Here is a 19,209-nt window from a genome sequence, read left to right as displayed (position 1 = left end):
ATCCTGAACGAAGCCCCCATCTGCTTGGACATCCGCCGCAGTTGCGGCCCATGCCATCCAAGTGGAGTTCGACGACCATGAGTGTGGAAACTCAAAAAGAAACCCTGGGCTTCCAAACCGAGGTGAAGCAGTTGCTTCACCTGATGATCCATTCGCTGTATTCCAACAAGGAAATCTTCCTGCGCGAGCTGATTTCCAACGCTTCCGACGCTGCCGACAAATTGCGTTTCGAGGCGCTGGCCAAGCCCGAACTGCTGGAGGGTGGCGGCGATCTGAAGATTCGCGTCAGCTTCGACAAGGACGCCAAGACCGTCACCCTTGAAGACAACGGCATCGGCATGAGCCGCGAGGATGTGATCACCCATCTGGGCACCATTGCCAAGTCCGGCACCGCCGACTTCATGAAGAACCTCACCGGCGACCAGAAGAGGGATGCACACCTGATCGGCCAGTTCGGCGTGGGCTTCTATTCGGCCTTCATCGTCGCCGACAAGGTCGACGTGTTCAGCCGTCGCGCCGGAGCGCCGGCCAGCGAGGGCGTGCACTGGTCCTCGAAGGGCGAGGGCGAGTTCGAGGTCGCCACCATCGACAAGCCCGAGCGGGGCACGCGCATCGTCCTGCATCTGAAGGCCGGCGAAGAAGAGTTCGCCGATGGCTGGCGCCTGCGCAACGTGATCAAGAAGTACTCCGATCATATCGCCCTGCCCATCGAGCTGCCGAAAGAATTCCACGGCGAAGAGAAGGACAAGCCGGCCGAGCCGGAGTGGGAAACCGTCAACCGCGCCAGTGCCCTGTGGACCCGTCCGCGCACCGAAATCAAGGACGAGGAATACCAGGAGTTCTACAAACACGTCGCCCATGACTTCGAGAACCCGCTGAGCTGGAGCCACAACAAGGTCGAAGGCAAGCTGGAGTACACCTCGCTGCTCTACGTGCCGGGCCGCGCGCCGTTCGACCTGTACCACCGGGAAGCGCCCAAGGGCCTCAAACTCTACGTGCAGCGCGTGTTCATCATGGACCAGGCCGACGAATTCCTGCCGCTGTACCTGCGCTTCATCAAGGGCGTGGTGGACTCCAACGACCTGTCGCTCAACGTTTCCCGCGAAATCCTGCAGAAAGACCCGGTGATCGACTCGATGAAGTCGGCCTTGACCAAGCGCGTGCTGGATATGCTGGAAAAGCTGGCCAAGGACAAGCCCGAGGAATACAAGACCTTCTGGAAAGCCTTCGGCCAAGTGCTCAAGGAGGGCCCGGCGGAAGACTACGCCAACAAGGAGAAGATCGCCGGCTTGCTGCGTTTCGCCTCCACCGAGGACGCCAGCGGCGAGCAGAGCGTGTCCCTGGCGGATTACGTCGGGCGCATGAAGGACGGCCAGGACAAGATCTACTACCTCACCGGCGACACCTACGCGCAGGTGAAGAACAGCCCTCACCTGGAAGTGTTCCGCAAGAAGGGCATCGAGGTCTTGTTGCTCACCGATCGCATCGACGAATGGCTGATGAGCTACCTCACCGAGTTCGATGGCAAGCATTTCGTCGATGTCGCCCGCGGCGACCTCGATCTCGGCAAGCTCGATTCGGCTGAAGACAAACAGGCCCAGGAAGAGATCGCCAAGGCCAAGGAGGGGCTGCTGGAGCGCCTGAAGAGCGCTCTTGGCGAGCAGGTCAAGGAAGTGCGCGTATCCCATCGCCTCACCGACTCGCCGGCGATCCTCGCCATCGGCGAGCAGGACCTCGGCCTGCAGATGCGCCAGATCCTCGAAGCCAGCGGGCAGAAGGTGCCGGAGTCCAAGCCGATCTTCGAGATCAACCCGGTGCATCCGCTGATCGAGAAGCTGGATGCGGAAGCCGACGAGGATCGTTTCGCCGACCTCTCGCACATCCTTTTCGACCAAGCTGCCCTGGCCGCCGGCGACAGCCTGAAGGACCCGGCCGCTTATGTGCAGCGCTTGAACAAGCTGTTGGTGGAACTCTCTGCCTGAAGCGGTGAGGACGAGCAGAAGGCCCGCAGATGCGGGCCTTTTGCATCCAAAGCGCGTTGGTAGATGAACCCAGGCGAAGCGCCAGTGGTCTGCTCTTTGTCGCCCGCTTCAGAGAGCGTTTGCAGTGCATCTGACATTCTTCCTGGGGCTCATGCTGCTTGGCACCACGCTGACCAGCGAAGCCCGCGATTACCGCTATACCGACGCCCACCTTCACTATGTGAATTTCTTCCAGGAAAGCACTGGCATGCCCGACTTGCTGGCGGCGATGGACGCTGCAGGCATTGAGCACGCCATGATTTCCGGCATTCCGGTGGCGAAGAAATGGCACGAGAACGAGCCCAAGCGCCCGCGCTATTACGCAGGTGATGACGCCGGCGCCTACTGGTACAGCGCCACCGATGTCCTGGTGGCCGATGCGGTGAAGAAGCTACCGGCCGAGCAACGCAGGCGCTTTCATCCGTTCCTTACCGGTTTCAATCCCACCGACAAGAACGCCGATGCGCTGATCCGGCGCATGCTGGAGCTTGACCCTGGTTTCTGGCAGGGGCTGGGGGAGGTCTTCACGCGTCATGACGATCTCACCGCGCTGACCTATGGCGATACCCCGCGCGCTAACAACGAGGCATTGACTCGCGTCTACCATCTGGCCGCGGAGTACGACCTGCCGGTGATGCTGCACTCGAATATCACCTCCCAGCGCGAAAAGAATCCGCTATACCTCGCCGAGATTGAGGAGCCATTGCGCAACCATCCGCATGTTCGCTTCATCTGGGCGCATGCCGGCACCAGCATGGAAATTCATCGCCATCAGAAGAAGCTGGATTTCCTCCTACCGGTTCTGGAACGGCTGCTGGAGGATTATCCGAATCTGTACATCGATCTGTCCTGGACGGTGCTGCGGCCCTACCTGCTCGACGCCAAGGGCGAGCCGGCGCCGAGCTGGGTCCGGCTGGTCGAGCGCTTTCCCGAGCGCTTCATGCTGGGTTCGGATGTGGTCGGCAAGTTCGACAACCTGGGCGAGTACATGCACGCCTACGATGCGTTTCTCGATGCCCTGCCGGAGGCGGTGGCGCGCAAGGTGGCGGGCGAGAATTTCCTGGCCATCCTGCCGCGAGGCACCCGTGAGCCTGGCTCGCGATAGTCTGTCATTGAACTGTCACGCCCATGTCATAGGCTCGCGCGATCCCAATCACGGAGCATGACATGCAAGCGTTCAAACTCACTCTGCTGGCCGCCTTCGGCTTCGCTTCCAGCCTGGCCATGGCCGAGGTACGCGTTGACGGCCCCATCGAGTTCGGGGTTTTCGAAAGTCACTATCAGGACCAGCAGCCGGGTGAGCGCGTGCTGACCCGCAGCAATCAGCGCATCCTGACCACGGACCAGGTCCCGGCCAGGATTGGCACCAAGTTCGGCATGCGCTACAGCCTGACCGGCAAGCGCGCCGACGATACGCCGCTGACGCTGCTGTACTTCACCCCTGGCGTGACCACGCCGGACGGTATGCGCCACGACAAATTCGAAGTGGTGCAAAAGCTGGTGCCGGAAGCGCCACTGGACGTAATGGCCTTCGAGTTCACCGAAACCCACGAAGTGGTTCCGGGAGAATGGCGTTTCATGGTCTTCCAGGGCGACCGCAAGCTGGCCGAGCAGCGCTTCCTGGTGAAATGAGGGTGACGGCCGCGTCCATTGAGGGGTGATATCGAGACACCAAAGCGCTATCAGTGGTCGTATCTGAGAAACATGAAAGTGGCCTGCGCTCGGGACTTGGATTCGAGCTGGCCGGACTATTGCTGGTTTTCCTGGGGTTGTTCGCCCTGAGCAAGGTGGTGGGCATGCGAGAGAGTTCCAGTGAAATAGAGGCGAGTGGATTCCAAGCCCGGCCGAACTCGGCGATTTGACGCGCGACATGCTCCGCACTCGCAACCGGCAATCGACCCAGGAAATCGAGCAGATGATCGGTAGCATTCAGCAGGGAACCGGGCAGGCGGTCGGCGCAATGCAGCAGAGCAACCAGCGTGCCCGCTCGGTTCTCGAAGTGGCCCCGGGCCGTTGGGGAGGCATTGAATCTGATCACCTCGGCCATCGGTCATATCAAAGAACGCAACCCGCTGAGCATTCGCGGTCTGTCACGGCAGAGTTCGGTCGGCGCGAACCAGACCAATGCTGGCAGCCAGGAGCTTTCATGCCTGGCCGTGGAACTGAACGGTATGGTGGCGCGCTTCGCCGTATAGCTTTCCTCCAATAAAAAACGGCGCTCTGGGAGCGCCGTTTTTCATCGGGGCCGTTCAGGCTTGGTAGCGCTTGAGTACCAGCGTGGCATTGGTCCCGCCAAAACCGAAGCTGTTGCTCATCACGGTATTCAGCGTGACGTTCTCGCGGGTTTCGCGCAGGATCGGCAGGTCGGCGACTTCGGGATCGAGGGTTTCGATGTTGGCCGAGCCGGCGATGAAGTTGCCTTCCATCATCAGCAGGCAGTAGATCGCCTCCTGTGCACCGGCGGCGCCCAGGGAGTGGCCGGACAGGCTCTTGGTCGAGCTGATGGCCGGTGCCTTGTCGCCGAATACCGTGCGCACCGCCTTGGCCTCGGCAACGTCGCCAACCGGCGTGGAGGTGCCGTGGGTGTTCAGGTAGTCGATCGGCGTGTTGACGGTGGCCAGCGCCTGCTGCATGCAGCGCACTGCACCTTCACCGCTCGGGGCGACCATGTCGTAGCCGTCGGACGTGGCGCCGTAGCCGACGATCTCGGCATAGATCTTGGCGCCGCGCTTGAGTGCGTGCTCAAGCTCTTCGACCACTACCATGCCGCCGCCGCCGGCGATGACGAAGCCGTCGCGGTTGGCATCGTAGGCGCGGGAGGCTTTTTCCGGGGTCTCGTTGTATTGGGTGGAGAGCGCGCCCATGGCGTCGAACAGGAAGCTCTGGGTCCAGTGCTCCTCTTCACCGCCGCCGGCGAACACGACGTCCTGCTTGCCCAGTTGGATCTGCTCCATGGCACTGCCGATGCAGTGGGCGCTGGTGGCACAGGCGGAGGAGATCGAGTAGTTCACGCCCTTGATCTTGAACGGCGTGGCCAGGCAGGCCGAGACGGTGCTGCCCATGGTGCGCGGTACGCGATACGGGCCGACACGCTTGACGCCTTTTTCGCGCAGGATGTCGATGGCTTCCATCTGGTTGAAGGTGGAGGCGCCACCGGAACCGGCGATGAGGCCGACGCGCGGGTTGGAGATTTCCTCCAGGCTCAGGCCCGAGTCCTTGATCGCCTGTTCCATGGCCAAGTAGGCATAGGCCGCGGCATTGCCCATGAAGCGGAAGACCTTGCGGTCGATCAGCGCTTCCAGATCGAGATCGACTGAACCCGATACCTGGCTACGCAAGCCCATTTCGGCGTACTCCGGATTGAAACGGATGCCGGGGCGACTGGCCCGCAGGTTGGCGGAAACGGTGTCTTTATCATTGCCCAGGCAGGAAACGATGCCCAGACCGGTGATCACGACGCGACGCATGGGGAAATCCTTCAGAAGCTGTCGGTAGAGGTAAACAGGCCGACGCGCAGACCTTCTGCGCTGTAAATTTCACGGCCATCGACGCTGACCGTGCCGTCGGCGATGCCAAGGATCAGCGAGCGGTTGATGGTGCGTTTGATCTGGATATTGTAGGTGACCTTCTTGGCGGTCGGCAGGACCTGGCCGAAGAACTTCACCTCGCCCGAGCCGAGCGCACGGCCGCGACCGGGGTTGCCTTGCCAGCCCAGGTAGAACCCGACCAGTTGCCACATGGCATCGAGTCCGAGGCAGCCGGGCATCACCGGGTCGCCTTCGAAATGGCAGGCGAAGAACCACAGGTCCGGATTGATATCCAGCTCGGCGACCAGTTCGCCCTTGCCGTACTTGCCGCCGGTATCGCTGATGTGGGTGATGCGATCCACCATCAGCATATTGGGGGCGGGCAATTGCGCATTACCCGGGCCAAAAAGCTCGCCGCGGCTGCAGCGGAGCAGATCTTCCCGAGTGAAGGCTTGTTGTTTGGTCATGCGAGCTCCTCAATGGTCCCCACGCCTGGCGGCTGGGCTAATCGTCCAGGCTGCCGCGTCTATCGGCAGCCTAGTCATAGACTGTTGCCTTGTGGTGAAAGTCACAGCGCCCTGAGCACAGGTGTACACAGAGCGCAGTCGTTATAGATCGAGTCGGTTGCTGCCGTGCTGTCCGAAGTCAATAACACCCAGCATATCAACAGACCTTACCCCGGCTGACCACCCGCCGATGGTCGGGGTGGCAGCCAGCGCTTGAGCACGCGTTGCAGGTCTGCGCGTTTGAACGGCTTGGCCAGGTAGTCGTTCATGCCTGCATCCAGGCAGGCTTCGCGATCCCCCTGCAAGGCGTTGGCGGTCAGCGCGATGATGGGCACGTTGGTGCCCCCTGTCAGTTGGCGGATCTGCCGGGTCGCCTCGTAGCCATCCATTATCGGCAACCGGCAGTCCATCAGGATCGCCGAGAAGCTGGTATTGCTGACCCGGTGCACGGCTTGTGCCCCATCGGCCACCAGGCTGACCTGATAGCCCAGGCTGCGCAGCATGGCCTCGATGACGGTCTGGTTGACCGGGTTGTCCTCCACCAGCAGAACGTCCTGGCCTTCGCCAGCGCTGCCACCGGCGAGGGCGCTGTCCTGGCTCTGCAGCGCCTGGTGGCGGAACGGCAGCGGGATTTCCAGGGTGAAGATCGAGCCGCGACCTTCCTGGCTTTCCGCCCGCAGGGTGCCGCCCATGCGTTCGGCAAGGGTACGGGCGATCGGCAGACCGAGGCCGGTGCCGCCATAGCGGCGCGAGATCGAGCTATCAGCCTGCTGGAAGGCATCGAACATATGTTCCAGGCGCTCCGGAGGAATGCCGATGCCGCTGTCATGCACCGCGCAACTGAACCAGAGCACTTCGTCGTCCAGCGGTTGCCAACTGGTCTCGATTCGAATGCCGCCGTCCTCGGTGAACTTCAGTGCGTTGCCCACCAGGTTGACCAGGATCTGGCGGATGCGCGTCGGATCGCCCTGCACCTCGATCTGTTCCAGGCCCGGCGGGGTTTCCAGGCGCAGGTTCAGGCCACGCTGATGGGCGCTATGCTGGAACACTTGCACGGAGCCCTGCAGCAACTCCATCAGGTTGAACGGAATGCTTTCCAATTCCAGGGCGCCGCGTTCGATGCGGGAGAAGTCGAGAATGTCGTTGATCACCTTCAGCAGGTGCTCGGTGGACTCGGTCGCCAGCGCGGAGTACTCGGCCTGCTCGTCGCTTAGCTCAGTCGTTTCCAGCAATTGCAGCATGCCGAGCACGCCGTTCATCGGAGTGCGCAGTTCATGGCTCATCATCGCCAGGAAATCAGACTTGGCCCGGTTGGCCTCTTCAGCTTCCTCGCGGGCCTTGATCAGTTGGGCAATGGCCTGCTGTTGCTCGCTGCTGGCCTGTTCAAGGCCGCTGGCGAGATTGTTGATGTGCCGGGCGAGGTCACCGAGTTCGTGCTCGTCGACCTCCGGCAGGCTGGTGCGATAGTCGCCCGCCTGAATGGCCTTGACCGCCTCGCCCATGGCGCTGATCGGTTGCGACAGACTGCGTGCCAGGCGGCGGGCGAGCAGGAAGGTCAGCAGCAGGGCAAGCAGGGCGAGGCCGGTGGCTTTGAGCAGGATCAGTTGCTGGCGATTGCTGAAGGCCTCGTTGGACATGCCGACCACCACCCGGCCAAGGTAGTCGTCGGCATGCTGGTCGACGACCGGAGGCGGGCCGAACAGGGCGTCGTCGTCCAGTACCACCCGCTGCAGCAGGATCGGCGAATGGAACACCGCCACCTGCGACACGTTCTGCCCCTGGTCGCCCGGCTGCTCGACGTAGACCAGAATGTTGTCCTCGCGGTCGCGGACTTCGAGAAAGCGCACGTGGGGCGTGGCCAGCGTTGCCTGCAGCAGGCTGTCGAGCACTTGCAGGTTGCCGGCGATCACGCCGTACTCGCTGGCCGGCGCCAGCTGGTTGGCGATCAGCTGGCCGGTGTGGTTGAGCTCCTGGCGCAGGTCCTGCAAGCGGGCGAAGGTGAAGAAGCCGGTGAGCAGCAAGGTCAGCAACAGGGCCGGGCCGAGGCTGATCAACTGCGTGCGGGTGTGAATGTCCCAGCGGCGGCGCAGGGTCATGGGGTGTTCTCTCCTTCGGCCAACTGCTGCGCCAGTTCGGCGTCCGCAGCCAGTTCTATACCTAGGGCGCGTGCAACCTGGGGGTTGCCGATGACTTTGAAATGCTTGGAGTAAAGGCTGCTTGGCCAGCGCGTGGGGGGCTGGTTCAGCAGCTCGTCGAGTGTGGCCAGCCAGTCATCCTGGTCGCTGTAGCTGCTCGCCAGGCTGCCTGCCTTGACGAACGCGGCACTGGGGCCGAGCAGGGCCCGCTGCTGGGCGTAGCTGCTGAGCAGCAGGGTCTTGGCCGTCTGGGCGTTGTAGAGATCCTGATCGTCGATGCCGAGCAGCAGCTCACTCTGGGCCAGCAACTGGCGTAGTGGGCGATTGTCGCGTGTGTTGGTCCACTCCCGCGAGACGATTTCCAGGCCAAGCGGAGCCGCGGCTTTGCGCAGTTCATCCACCAGAAAGGCGCTGTGCTTGTCGTGCAGGACGCCGATGCGCTTGATCTGTGGCAGCAGCAGGCGCGCCAGGCGCAGTTGGCGTGCCGGGGCCGGGTCGTTCCAGAGCATGCTCAGGCGGGGCGGTATTCGACCACCCAACACTTGCCGGGCGCGGACCTGGTCGATACGCAGCACCAGGGTCGGCGGTCCCTCGCGGCTGGCCAGTCGCCAGCGCAGCGCTGGTTCGCCCAGCAGAACCAGTTGCGTGGAGGAGGGCAGGCGATCGGCCGCCGGCAGTTCGCCCAGAGGCCGGAAAGTCACCTGGTCCTGCGGACGACGCGCGGCCAGGGCCGCACTGAAGGCGCGGATGGCCGGGGAATCTTCGGCGCTTATCAGTACCTCGGCGGCCCAGCAATGACTGGCCAGCAGCTGGACAAGACAGAATACGAACAGGCGCGGCCTCCATGGCCGTCGGCTCTTCCGTGAGACGGGGAAAACCATGCTAAAACTCGAACTCCGCACTGAAATACAGCAAATGGCGCTGATCGTAACGGTTTTCGGTCCAGGTCAGGGGCTCATCGTCGAGACGTTGTTGCAAAACGCCGGCTAGTTCAAGGTTGGAGCCACCGAGCTTGAAGCGTTTGGCCAGGCGCACGTCGACTCGTTCGAAACGTCGTTCGTTGAGCGCATCGGCGCCGTAGTAGAACAGGGCGCTGCTCCACCCCTCGCCCCAGTCGTGCAGCCAGCCGGCCGAACCGCTGTTGCGGGCGGTGAGCCTGCGATCCAGCGGGTCGCTGGCGCTGGCGTCCACGTAGGCATAGGTCAGGCGAAGGCGGTCGTCCTGGCTCGCTTGCCAGTCAAGCTGGGTTTCCGCGCCCGTGAAACGGGTCTCGTTGTCGTTGCTCGGCGCAAAGCTGGAAATCCGCAGCGACTCGCTGATCATGCGGTGAATCTCGTCGTAGAACAGCTTGACGTCCAGGCTCAGGCCGCTGTCCTCGAAGTAGCCGTTATAGCCCAGCTCCCGCGAGCGCATGATCTCCTGCTCGAGATCGCCTGGGCCGCGCGCGCTGGCGAAGTAGTAGGCCGTGCGCTGGCCCAGCGCCGCAGGCTGCAGGCCGCTGACCTGGTAGTTCCAGTTGGCATTGTTCTCGAACATGTCGGGCGAGCGCACGGCTTCGGAGTACACCGCACGCAGCCCATGGCGCGGATTGATCAGATAGTTGACGGCCAGCCGTGGGGTCAGCGAGTGGCCGGACAGCTGGTCTTCCTCGAACATGGCGCCGCCCTGCAGCAGCCAGTGTTCATCCAGGCGCCACTCCAGATGGCCGAACAGGCGCCAGATCTCGTTGCTCATCGAGCCGCCGAAGAAGGTCTCCGAGTCGGCCTTGTCGTAGCGATAGTTCAGGCCGCTGACCAGGCGCAGGTTGTCGGTGAGGCTGAGGGTGTCCTGAAATTCCAGGTCGTAACGGGTCTCCCGGGAGTTTTGATTGACGTCGCCACACACGGTTTGCCGGCCCGTGCCGGCCAGTTGCGTCAGCACATCGTTGGCCAACCCCTGCTTCTGTGCGCTGCCGGCCGGTGGTATGAAGTTGCCGTTTTGAATGTTCTGGATCAGTTCCATCACATAGTTCTGGTCCAGCCGCCACAACTGGCCGAGCTGCTGGCTGAAGACGATCGCGGCCTCGCACACCCGCCACTCCTGGTTGCGCTGCCAGTGCTGGGCATAACCTTGGAGGTGCAGGCTGTGCTCGGGGCTGATGTCCAGGGTCCAGCGGGCCGAACCGGCGTAGTCCTCGGACTTGAAGTCCGAGCCCTCGTCGCCGGGCTCGATGCCGGGGAACAGGGGCTGGTAGGCATAGGGGCGCTGGTTGCTGCCCTCCTTGGCGGACAGCTGCCAGTCCAGGGTCTGGCGGAAGTTCAGGGCATGGCTGGCGGCGAGGCTGAAGCGGTTCAGTCGGCGGCTGTCGCGATAGGGTTCTCCGTGTTCGCCATGATCGAAGCCGTCGTCTTCCTGGCCGGAGAGCGACAGGCGCAGGTCGCCGAAGCCCTCGCTGGCATACCAGTCGCGAATGCCGCGCTGGCCTTGCACGACTTTCAGACGCGTACCCAGGCTGTCGGCTGGCGAGCGGGTGAGGATGTTGACCACCCCCATCAAGGCATTGGCGCCATAGCTCACGGTATTCGGCCCGCGGAACACCTCGATGCGCTCGATGTCCTCGATCGCCAGCGGGATGTCGCTCCAGTCCACCATGGCCAGGCCCGGGCGATAGAGCGACCGTCCATCCACCAGCACCTGCAGGCGGCGGGCGTCGCTGACGTTGGTGCCGTGGTAGTTGACCGTCGCCTGGTTGCCGTTGCGCAGGCCGACCATCATGCCCGGCACCAGGCGCAGCAGTTCGGGGATGTCGCGGGCGCCGCTGGCCCTGATCAGTTCGCGATCGAGCACCGTCATGCTGCCGGGTACGGCGGCCGGCGACTGCTTGAGACGCGTCGCGGTCAGCACCTGCGGCAGCTCCTGCTGGTCGACGAAAAGGTCGTCGGCCACGGCTGCTCCGGTTACCGTCAAACTCAGTAGCAGAAGGGGGAGAGGGGAGTTGCCGATTTGCAAGAAGCGACCTTGTAGTGGGTTTTTATGCGGGCATGTTAACCGAGACGTGAGGCTTTGCCAGTCGTCTGCCCGGTATCGTCGATTCATTTTCGTGGCGAATGCTCCGAGCAAAGCCGGCAGGCAGTGCTCTCAGGTATCGATCGTGACGTCTCGGCCTCGCAAATGGTAGTCGCCGGCGAGGTGGCCCGTATAATGCGCCGATCTGCCATTTGCATGGAAACGTTATGACTGAACAGCAACCTGTCGCGGTGCTTGGGGGCGGTAGCTTCGGAACGGCTCTTGCCAATCTGCTGGCGGAAAACGGGCAGCGAGTGCTTCTATGGATGCGTGATCCCGAGCAGGCCGATGCCATTCGCCGCGATCGGGAGAACCCCCGCTACCTGAAGGGCGTGAAGATTCTTCCCGGCATTGAGCCGGTCACCGACCTCGAAGCCACCCTGGACGCCAGCCCGCTGATCTTCGTCGCCCTGCCTTCCAGCGCCCTGCGTAGCGCGCTGCAGCCAGTGGCCGAGCGGTTGTCGGGCAAGTTGTTGGTCAGCACCACCAAAGGCATCGAAGCCAAGAGCTTCAAACTGATGAGCCAGATTCTCGAGGAGATCGCTCCCAAGGCCCGCATCGGTGTGCTGTCCGGACCGAACCTGGCCCGCGAAGTGGCTGAGCACGCGCTGACCGCCAGTGTCATCGCCTGCGAGGACGACGAACTGTGCCAGCGCGTGCAGAAGGCGCTGCACGGCCGTACGTTCCGTGTCTACGCCAGCGCCGACCGCTTCGGTGTGGAGCTGGGCGGAGCCCTGAAGAACGTCTACGCGATCATCGCCGGCATGGCTGCGGCCCTGGGTATGGGCGAGAACACCAAGAGCATGCTGATCACCCGCGCGCTGGCGGAAATGACCCGTTTCGCCGTTACCCTGGGGGCCAACCCTATGACCTTTCTCGGTCTGGCCGGGGTGGGCGATCTGATCGTGACCTGTACCTCGCCGAAGAGCCGCAACTACCAGGTCGGCTTCGCCTTGGGCGAGGGGCTTAGCCTGGAGGCTGCGGTCGAGCGCCTGGGCGAGGTGGCCGAAGGCGTCAACACCCTCAAGGTGCTCAAGGCCAAGGCCGAGGAGCTGCAGGTGTACATGCCACTGGTGGCCGGTCTGCACGCGATTCTCTTCGAAGGGCGCACCTTGGCGCAGGTGATCGAGGCGTTGATGAGCGGCGAGCCGAAGACCGACGTCGACTTCATTTCCACCGATGGTTTCTAAGCTGCTTCCGGCGGCGAACGAACTTCAGCAAAACCGGACATGCGCGTCCGGTTCAATAAGGAGAGCACCATGAGCACCCCCAGTGACGACCTGCAGCGCGAATCCATTTTGCTACGCATCCTATGGATGGTGATCTTCGCCATCGTCTGGCAACTGGCCGAGCTTCTGCTTGGCGCCGTGGTGCTCCTGCAGCTGGGGTACCGGCTGTTCTACGGCGCGCCGAGCGGCAGCCTGCTGTCGTTTGGCGATAGCCTCAGCCAGTACCTGGCGCAGATCGGCCGTTTCGGCACCTTCAACAGCGAAGAAAAACCCTGGCCGTTCGCCGATTGGCCGATTCCCCGCGCGCCTGAGGGCGAAGCGCCCCATGAGGTGCCGCCGGCCGCGCATCCCGTTCGCGACGAAGAACCGAAGCTGTGAAGCTCTGGCTGCTTCGCCATGGCGAGGCCGAGCCGCAGGCGCGCAGCGACTCGCAGCGGGAACTGACCGCCTACGGTCGCAAGGAGGTCCTGCAAGCCGCGGCGCGGCTTGCAGGGCGTCCGCTGTTGGCCATCGTGGCCAGTCCCTACGTGCGTGCCCAGCAAACCGCAGAGCTGGTGCGCGAAGCGCTGGGTTTCGACGGTGCTGTGGGTACGGCGCCATGGCTGGTTCCGGACAGCAGCCCGCGGGAAGCATTGCGTTTTCTCGATAGCCACGACGAAGCCGAATTGCTGCTGGTCAGCCATCAGCCCTTGGTGGGAGCGCTGGCCGGTTTGCTGATCCATGGCCACCTGCAGCAGCCGGTGCCGATGCGCACCGCCAGCTTGGCAGAGCTCGATGGCGAGATGATCATGGCTGGCGCGATGACCCTGGCCAGCCTGCACCATCCCCAGTCGCACTGACCCGCGTCAGCCCCGCTGCACTACGAGCGAGGGCCTGGCATCCGGGGCGCAGATCAGAAACATTTCTTAACTTGCGGCTCCCCCTTGCGCGTGGAATAGTCGACCAAGCAAGTGCTTGGTCGACCCATAACAACAAGGAGAAGGCCCTGTGGCTGAAGCATTCCGTTTACCGCTCGAGCTGTTTTACGAACGCGAGGCGCGCCATCCGCACAAGATCTATCTGGTGCAACCCCAAGGTGGCGGTGCAGTAGAAGCCTACAGTTGGGCCGAGGTCGGCGAGCAGGCCCGGCGGGCCGCCAGCTGGCTACGCGGGCTGGAGCTGGAGCAGGGCAGCCGCATCGCGATCATCTCGAAGAACTGCGCACACTGGATCGTCGCGGATCTGGCGATCTGGATGGCCGGGCACGTTTCGGTGCCGCTCTATCCGAATCTTTCCTCCGACTCCGTGCGCCAGGTGCTGGAGCATTCCGAAAGCCGCCTGGCCTTCGTCGGCAAGCTGGACGACTGGCCGAGCATGGCTGCAGGCGTACCGGAAGGAGTGCTCACCGTCGGCTTGCCGCTGCGTCCCGAAGGGCGCTTCGATCACCTGTGGAGCGATCTGCAGGCGGTGACGCCGATCCGCGACGAACCCAAGCCAGGCGCCGACCAGCTCGCCACCATCATCTATACCTCCGGCACCACCGGGACGCCCAAAGGTGTGATGCATCCTTTCGGCAACCTCGGCTTCGCCGCCAGCCATGCCACCGAGCTGTTCAATGTCAGCGAGGATGATCGCCTGCTGTCCTACCTGCCGCTGTGCCATGTGGCCGAGCGCATGTTCGTCGAGCTGGCTTCCCTGTACGCGGGGCAGCAAGTGTTCTTCGCCGAGAGCCTGGACAGCTTTCTCGCCGACATGCGCCGGGCACGCCCGACGGTGTTCTTCGGCGTGCCGCGGATCTGGACCAAGTTCCAGATGGGTGTCTATTCAAAAATGCCGGCCAAACGCCTGGACCTCCTGCTCAAGCTGCCGCTGGTAGGGCGCCTGTTCGGCCGCAAGGTGCTCGCCGGCCTGGGCCTGGATGCCGTGCGCTACGCGGTTTGCGGCGCGGCGCCGGTGCCCGAGGCGCTGCTCGACTGGTACCGGCGCCTGGGGCTGGAGGTGCTGGAAATCTATGGCATGACCGAGAACTGTGGCTATTCCCATGTCTGCCGCCCTGGCCGGCACAAACAGGGCTGGATCGGCCAGGCCAACCCGGGCGTGGAGGTACGCATCGCCGAGGACGGCGAAGTCCAGGTACGCAGCGGCGCCACCATGCTGGGCTACTACAAGGACCCGGAGAAAACCGCCGAGACGATCACCGCCGATGGTTTCCTGCGTACCGGCGACCGTGGCGAGCAGGCCGAAGACACCAGTCTGCGCCTGACCGGTCGGGTCAAGGAGATCTTCAAGACCAGCAAGGGTAAATACGTCGCGCCGGCGCCCATCGAGAACCGGCTGGCGGTGCATTCGCGCATCGAGCAGGTCTGTGTGGTCGGCGACGGCCTGCCACAGCCTCTGGCGCTCTGCGTGCTGTCCGAGGTGGGCCGGCGAGAAGCGGCCAATGGTGCCCGCGCCGAGCTGGAGGGAAGCCTCAAGGTGTTGCTGGGCGAGGTCAACGGCGTGCTCGACAAGCACGAGCAACTGCAGGGACTGGTATTGGTGAAGGAAAGCTGGGCCGTGGAGAACGGCTTCTTGACTCCGACCCTGAAGATCAAGCGCGCGGTGATCGAGGATACCTACGGGCCGCGTTTCACCGAATGGGCCGAGCATCGGCAGGCGGTGATCTGGCACGAGTAGCGGCTGCCGCCCGGATATCGTCAGCGCTTTGGAGGCGGCATCCGGGCGAATCTCTTCTAGTCTGTGAGGACAACAGGATCGCCACAGGAGAGATTCATGAAGCAAGCATTACTGGCAGCCGCGCTGGCAGTCGCGGGGTTCGGCGAGGCCACGGCGGAGAATTATGTCGTCGGCGTCGAAGCCCTCAACTACTACCCCCACTACAGCAACGAGGGCGGGCAGTTCAGCGGTTTTGCCCGCGACGTGCTGGATGCCTTCGCCAAGGCCAAGGGCCACAGCTTCGAATATCGCGCATTGCCGGTGGCGCGGTTGTACGAGTCGTTCTTCGCGGGCGAGCTGGACTTCAAGTATCCGGACAACGCCAACTGGCAGGAAGGCATGCGCCAGGGCAAGAACATCACCTATTCCGACCCGGTGGTGGGCTTTATCGACGGTGTGCTGGTGCTACCGGCGAACAAGGGCAAGGGGGTCGGGCAATTGAAGAGTCTGGGCACCGTGCGTGGTTTCACACCGTGGGACTACCTGGACCTGACCAGCAAAGGACAGCTCAAGGTGCAGGAGGTCAGCGACTTCCAGCAGTCCTTGCAGCAGGGCATCAACAGTCGCGTCGATGGCGTCTACATGAATGTCGACGTAGGTCGCTATCAACTCGAGAAGGTGCTTAACCAGCCCGGGGCGCTGGTGTTCGACGAATCCTTGCCCCACACCGAGGGCTCCTACAAGCTCTCAACCCTGGAGCATGGCAAGGTGATCGAGGAATTCAACGAATTCCTCAAGAGCAGCGCCGCCGACATTCAGGCGATGAAGGCGAAATACGGCCTGCAATAGGCGTGGGCCACCGCCGGGCGACGGCGGTAACTCCCGTCGTCCCGCTCTTGGCGAAACCACGATGAATTTCACGTGCTGGCTGCCGCCCGACAGTCCTCGGCACTAGAATGCTGCTCCATCATCATCTGCCGTTGGAGAGTTCTAGCGATGAAAGCGAAGTGCGTACTGGCCCTGCTGGTGTGTTTGTTGGCCGGCTGTGCGGGCAAAACTGCCTACCGCGACAGTTGTGCAAACCAGCTGGATGCCGCGTGGCGCGAGTTGGACCTGGCCAAGGCCGAAGGATTCTCCGGCACCGTCAGCTATTCCAAGGCGCTGACCCTGCTGACCGGGGCCAAGACCCAGCAGCAGTTCGAAGCTTTCCAGGGCTGCACGCGCAAGGCGGAGAAGGCCCGCTTCTACATCCGCGAATCCCGCGCCGGGCGCTGAGGTCCAGCCCGCCGGCTTGCCGATAGGCAGCGCGCTGCGGCCTTTTCCGCTTCCACCAGCAGACACACGCCTGCCGCTACCGCCAGGCACCAGGCCCAGGTTCGCCAGTCCGGGGCGGTAGTGGCGAACAGGCGCTGCAGCGGCCCCCAATAGCTGAATACCAGCTGCAGCAGCACCAGGAGCACCACCATGCACCACACCATGGGATTCGCCCGCCAGCCGAACGAGGCCGGCCCGCCCAGCCGGCGGCAACTGAACAGGTAGCCGATCTCGCCGGCGATGAGCGCGTTGACTGCAAGCGTGCGCGCGGCCTCCAGGCTCCAATCCAGTCGCTGGGCGTAGAGGAACAGACCGAGGCTGGCGCAGGTGAGCAGTAGCGAAACGAACAGCAGGCGCCACAGCAGTTGGCCGTCGAGCAGGGGCGCGCGAGGGTCGCGAGGCGGACGTCGCATCAGGTCGCCTTCCGCCGGCTCGAACGCCAGCGTCAGGGCGAGGGTCACTGCCGAGATCATATTGACCCAGAGAATCTGCAGCGGGGTGATCGGCAGGGTCAGGCCCAGCGCGATGGCTACCAGCAACACCAGGGCCTCGCCGCCATTGGTGGGCAGGATGAACAGAATGGACTTGCGCAGGTTGTCGTAGACGTTGCGTCCCTCGCCGACCGCATGGGCGAGGGTGGCGAAATTGTCGTCGGCCAGGACCATCTGTGCCGCCTCCTTGGCCGCCTCGGTACCCTTCACGCCCATGGCGATGCCGATGTCGGCACGCTTGAGCGCCGGGGCGTCGTTGACGCCATCGCCGGTCATCGCCACGCGTTCGCCCCGTGCCTGCAGGCGCTCGACCAGGCGCAGCTTGTGCGCCGGACTGGTGCGGGCGAAGACGTGGGTACCGGCCAGGCGTGCGTCCAGCTCGAAGTCGTCAAGCTGGTCGAGTTCGGCGCCGGTCAGCGGTGCGGCATTGCCCAGCCCCAGCTGGCTGGCGATGGCCGCGGCGGTAGCGGCGTAATCGCCGGTGATCATCTTCACGTCGATGCCAGCTTCATGGCACTCGGCGATTGCCCGGATGGCTTCCTCCCTTGGCGGGTCGAGCATGCCCACCAGGCCGAGCAGGATGAAGTCGCCATGCAGGTCTTGTTCGTCGAGCGCCTGCTTAGGTGCGCACAACGGTCGCGATGCCAGGCCGAGCATGCGCAGGCCCTGGCTGGCCCCCTCGGCGAGAACCCGATGCCAATGACGCAGGTCCAGCGGCTGCGGCGTGCCGTCGCGCCACTGGCGATTGCAGGCTTCGAGCAGTCGCTCCGGCGCGCCCACCAGGTAGACCAGGGCATGACCGGCATGGTCATGGTGCAGGCTGGCCAGGCTGCGGCGTTCCGAACTGAAGGGGATGGCATCGATCCGGGGTAGCTGCTGCGCTTCGCCGCGCCAGTCCAGACCGAGCTTCCCCGCCAGCGTCAACAAGGCAGCCTCGGTGGGGTCGCCGCTGATACACCATTTCTCGTCAGCGAGGCATAGGCTGGCACTGTTGGCCAGCAGGCCGGCGCGGGCGAGTTCGAGCAGGTCCTGCGCCTGGCCAGGTACGCACGGATTGCCTCGGGCATCGCGAATGCCGCCTTCGGGCGCATAGCCGACCCCGTCGATGCGGTAGTGATTGGCGGCGGTGTACACCTGCTGCACGGTCATTTCGTTGCGGGTGAGCGTGCCGGTCTTGTCCGAGCAGATCACCGTCACCGCCCCAAGGCTTTCCACCGCTGGCAGCCGGCGAACGATCGCATGGCGCCTGGCCATGCGCTGCACGCCAAGCGCCAGGATGATGGTCAGGACCGCCGGCAACCCTTCGGGCACCGCGGCAACCGCCAGGCCTACCGTGGCCAGCAGCATGTCGGCGGCGGAGTAACCGCGCAGCCACACGCCAAAAGCGAAAGTCAGTGCGGCCAGGCCGAGAATGATCACGGTCAGTTGCCGGGCAAAGCGCGCCATGTCGGCCAGCAGCGGCGTCTGTAGCTGCTGCACGCCACCGAGCAGCCGGTCGATGCGTCCCAGTTCGGTTCGCTCGCCGGTGGCCACCACCAGTCCGCGACCGCTGCCGGCGCTGACGAGCGTTCCCGAGTAGGCCATGCTGCGCCGGTCGCCGAGGCAGGCGTCGGGCGCCACCGGTGTGCTCTGCTTTTCGCTGGGCACGGCCTCGCCGGTCAGCGCGGCTTCGTCGACCCGCAGATCGCGACAGTCGAGCAGGCGCAGGTCGGCTGGTACCCGATCGCCTGCTTCCAGATGCACCAGATCGCCGGGCACCAGGCGCTCGGCGGCTATGCTCTGCAATGAGCCGTCGCGGCGTACGCGGCTGTCGAGGGTGAGCAAGCGCTGGATGGCATGCATGGCCTGCTCGGCCTTGCCCTCCTGGATGAAGCCGACCAACGCATTGATCAGTACCACGGCGAAGATGACGGTGCTGTCAAGCCACTTGCCCAGGCCGATGGTAACCAGGCCGGCAACCAGCAACAGGTAGATCAACAGGTTGTGAAACTGGCTGAGGAAGCGCTTCAGGGGATTGCGGTCACGACGGGCCGGCAGGCGGTTGGGGCCATGCACGGCCAGGCGTCGCTCGGCTTCGGCGCTGCTGAGGCCTTCCGGGCCGCACTCGAGCGCCGCCAGGCTGTCGCTGCCGGGCTGTGCGTGCCAGTGGATGTGCGAACGTTGCTGATGCATGGATAAGCTCGCGGAGACGGTCGATTGCAGCCTAGGGCCTGGCCACGGAAATTGTGTTGGCCTGGATCAATTCACGTATTCGTCAGCAAAGATTGCAGGCGCTTTGCCGAGGCGCCGCCGGCCCGCTAGCATCGA

15 protein-coding genes and 1 pseudogene are annotated in these 19,209 nt (G+C 63.8%); 10 read left to right on the top strand and 6 right to left on the bottom strand.

Annotated elements, in window-relative coordinates; genetic code table 11:
* Nucleotides 1–77 precede the first annotated feature (77 nt).
* The 4 genes and pseudogenes from htpG to ACWKV7_RS00875 form a co-directional block, all read left to right on the top strand.
* Nucleotides 78–1,982 carry a molecular chaperone HtpG gene (gene htpG, locus ACWKV7_RS00890; protein ID WP_483855743.1) on the top strand — a complete coding sequence of 635 codons (1,905 nt, stop codon included), beginning with the start codon at nt 78–80 and terminating at the stop codon, nt 1,980–1,982.
* Between the two features lie 151 nt (nt 1,983–2,133).
* Nucleotides 2,134–3,126, top strand: coding sequence for an amidohydrolase family protein (locus ACWKV7_RS00885; RefSeq protein WP_483856268.1), 993 nt, complete (start codon nt 2,134–2,136; stop codon nt 3,124–3,126).
* A 62-nt stretch (nt 3,127–3,188) separates the two neighbouring features.
* Nucleotides 3,189–3,653, top strand: coding sequence for a DUF3859 domain-containing protein (locus tag ACWKV7_RS00880; RefSeq protein WP_483855742.1), 465 nt, complete (start codon nt 3,189–3,191; stop codon nt 3,651–3,653).
* A 241-nt stretch (nt 3,654–3,894) separates the two neighbouring features.
* Nucleotides 3,895–4,216 (top strand): annotated as a pseudogene (locus tag ACWKV7_RS00875) (methyl-accepting chemotaxis protein); the annotation flags it as partial.
* A 54-nt stretch (nt 4,217–4,270) separates the two neighbouring features.
* Here the strand turns inward: ACWKV7_RS00875 and fabB are convergent.
* The 5 genes from fabB to ACWKV7_RS00850 form a co-directional block, all read right to left on the bottom strand.
* Nucleotides 4,271–5,488 (bottom strand): beta-ketoacyl-ACP synthase I, encoded by a 1,218-nt coding sequence (gene fabB / locus ACWKV7_RS00870; protein WP_483855741.1) that lies wholly within the window; start codon nt 5,486–5,488, stop codon nt 4,271–4,273.
* An 11-nt stretch (nt 5,489–5,499) separates the two neighbouring features.
* Nucleotides 5,500–6,015: a 3-hydroxyacyl-[acyl-carrier-protein] dehydratase FabA gene (fabA, locus tag ACWKV7_RS00865; RefSeq protein ID WP_483855740.1), complete on the bottom strand. Its 516-nt coding sequence runs from the start codon at nt 6,013–6,015 to the stop codon at nt 5,500–5,502.
* Between the two features lie 206 nt (nt 6,016–6,221).
* Entirely contained in the window at nt 6,222–8,150 is a 1,929-nt protein-coding gene (locus ACWKV7_RS00860) for an ATP-binding protein (RefSeq protein WP_483855739.1), read from the bottom strand.
* Nucleotides 8,147–9,070 carry an ABC transporter substrate-binding protein gene (locus ACWKV7_RS00855; RefSeq protein WP_483855738.1) on the bottom strand — a complete coding sequence of 308 codons (924 nt, stop codon included), beginning with the start codon at nt 9,068–9,070 and terminating at the stop codon, nt 8,147–8,149. The genes ACWKV7_RS00860 and ACWKV7_RS00855 overlap by 4 nt, the downstream gene beginning before the upstream one ends.
* A gap of 1 nt (nt 9,071) precedes the next feature.
* A complete protein-coding gene (locus tag ACWKV7_RS00850) occupies nt 9,072–11,177 on the bottom strand; it encodes a TonB-dependent receptor plug domain-containing protein (protein WP_483855737.1) in 2,106 nt (701 codons plus the stop codon).
* Between the two features lie 224 nt (nt 11,178–11,401).
* Here ACWKV7_RS00850 and ACWKV7_RS00845 point away from each other — a divergent pair, with 224 nt between their 5' ends.
* The 6 genes from ACWKV7_RS00845 (at nt 11,402) to ACWKV7_RS00820 (ending at nt 16,372) form a co-directional block, all read left to right on the top strand.
* Nucleotides 11,402–12,424, top strand: a complete 1,023-nt coding sequence (locus tag ACWKV7_RS00845) for an NAD(P)H-dependent glycerol-3-phosphate dehydrogenase (protein WP_483855736.1) — start codon at nt 11,402–11,404, stop codon at nt 12,422–12,424.
* Nucleotides 12,425–12,493: 69 nt separating this feature from the next.
* The gene (locus tag ACWKV7_RS00840; protein ID WP_483855735.1) at nt 12,494–12,841 is read left to right on the top strand and encodes a DUF4389 domain-containing protein; all 348 of its coding nucleotides are present in this window, start codon (nt 12,494–12,496) and stop codon (nt 12,839–12,841) included.
* Nucleotides 12,838–13,302: a phosphohistidine phosphatase SixA gene (sixA, locus tag ACWKV7_RS00835; RefSeq protein WP_483855734.1), complete on the top strand. Its 465-nt coding sequence runs from the start codon at nt 12,838–12,840 to the stop codon at nt 13,300–13,302. The genes ACWKV7_RS00840 and sixA overlap by 4 nt, the downstream gene beginning before the upstream one ends.
* Before the next feature lie 148 nt (nt 13,303–13,450).
* Nucleotides 13,451–15,118, top strand: coding sequence for an AMP-binding protein (locus ACWKV7_RS00830; protein WP_483855733.1), 1,668 nt, complete (start codon nt 13,451–13,453; stop codon nt 15,116–15,118).
* A 96-nt stretch (nt 15,119–15,214) separates the two neighbouring features.
* Nucleotides 15,215–15,946 (top strand): substrate-binding periplasmic protein, encoded by a 732-nt coding sequence (locus ACWKV7_RS00825; RefSeq protein ID WP_483855732.1) that lies wholly within the window; start codon nt 15,215–15,217, stop codon nt 15,944–15,946.
* Between the two features lie 147 nt (nt 15,947–16,093).
* A complete protein-coding gene (locus ACWKV7_RS00820; RefSeq protein WP_483855731.1) occupies nt 16,094–16,372 on the top strand; it encodes a hypothetical protein in 279 nt (92 codons plus the stop codon).
* On the opposite strand, the gene ACWKV7_RS00815 is transcribed toward ACWKV7_RS00820, so the two are convergent.
* Nucleotides 16,342–19,074, bottom strand: a complete 2,733-nt coding sequence (locus ACWKV7_RS00815; RefSeq protein WP_483855730.1) for a cation-transporting P-type ATPase — start codon at nt 19,072–19,074, stop codon at nt 16,342–16,344. The two genes, ACWKV7_RS00820 and ACWKV7_RS00815, sit on opposite strands and share 31 nt — an antisense overlap.
* Nucleotides 19,075–19,209 lie beyond the last annotated feature (135 nt).

This window comes from Zestomonas ipomoeae, from assembly GCF_057128665.1.
The sequence above is the reverse complement of the archived record's forward strand: the minus strand, read 5'-3'. Positions and strand labels throughout refer to the sequence as shown.